General features: G+C 64.7%; 1 protein-coding gene. It reads left to right on the forward strand.

Going from position 1 to position 802, the window contains the following annotated elements:
- Positions 1 to 67 precede the first annotated feature (67 nt).
- A partial coding sequence (locus AC1D00_RS43530; RefSeq protein WP_477014985.1) for a lysophospholipid acyltransferase family protein occupies positions 68 to 802 on the forward strand: 735 nt, incomplete at its 3' end.

Genomic DNA, 802 nt, shown 5'->3' on the forward strand with positions numbered 1-802 from the left:
CCCGGGATGCAGCCGAAGCGGCCCGCCACGGCACAGGCCAATTGATCGGCAATTGATCGGATCGTCGATGTTCTTGATTTTCCTGCGCTCGCTCGTGTTCAACGTGCTGTTCTATGCCGTGCTGGTGTGTCTCGCGATCGTGGCACTGCCGACCTTTGCGATGCCGCCGCGCGCCATGYTGACGGTCGCGGAATGGTGGGCGAAGGCGACGCTGGTCCTGATGCGGGTGATCTGCAATATCAAGGTGGAATTCCGCGGGCAGGAGAAGATTCCGCAAGGGCCGCTGGTGATCGTGGCCAAGCATCAGTCGTTCTGGGAAACCTTCGTGTTGCCGGGGTTCTTCCACCGCCCGATCTTCATCCTCAAGCGCCAGCTCATGCAGATCCCGGTGTTCGGTCAGTTCCTGGTCAAGACCGGGATGATCGCGATCGACCGCAAGGCCGGCGTGAAGGCGCTGCTGGACATGACGCGGCGGGCACGCGTGGCGGTGCGCAGCGGCCGCCAGCTCGTGATCTTTCCGGAGGGCACGCGCCGCGCGCCGGGCGCGCCTCCTGACTACAAGACCGGCTTTGCGCAGATCTATTCGTCCTGCGGCGTGCCGTGTCTGCCGATCGCGCTCAATTCCGGCCTGTTCTGGCCGCGCCGCACCTTCATGCGCTATCCCGGCACGCTGGTGGTGGAGTTTCTCGATCCGCTGCCGGCGGGCCTGCCGAAGGACGAGTATCTCTCCCGTGTGCAAACGGCCATCGAAGCGGCAACCAGCCGCCTCGTCGAGGCGGGCCGCAAGGAGCAGGAGCAGTTG

The sequence above is a fragment of the Bradyrhizobium sp. P2_E8 genome (assembly GCF_056403875.1).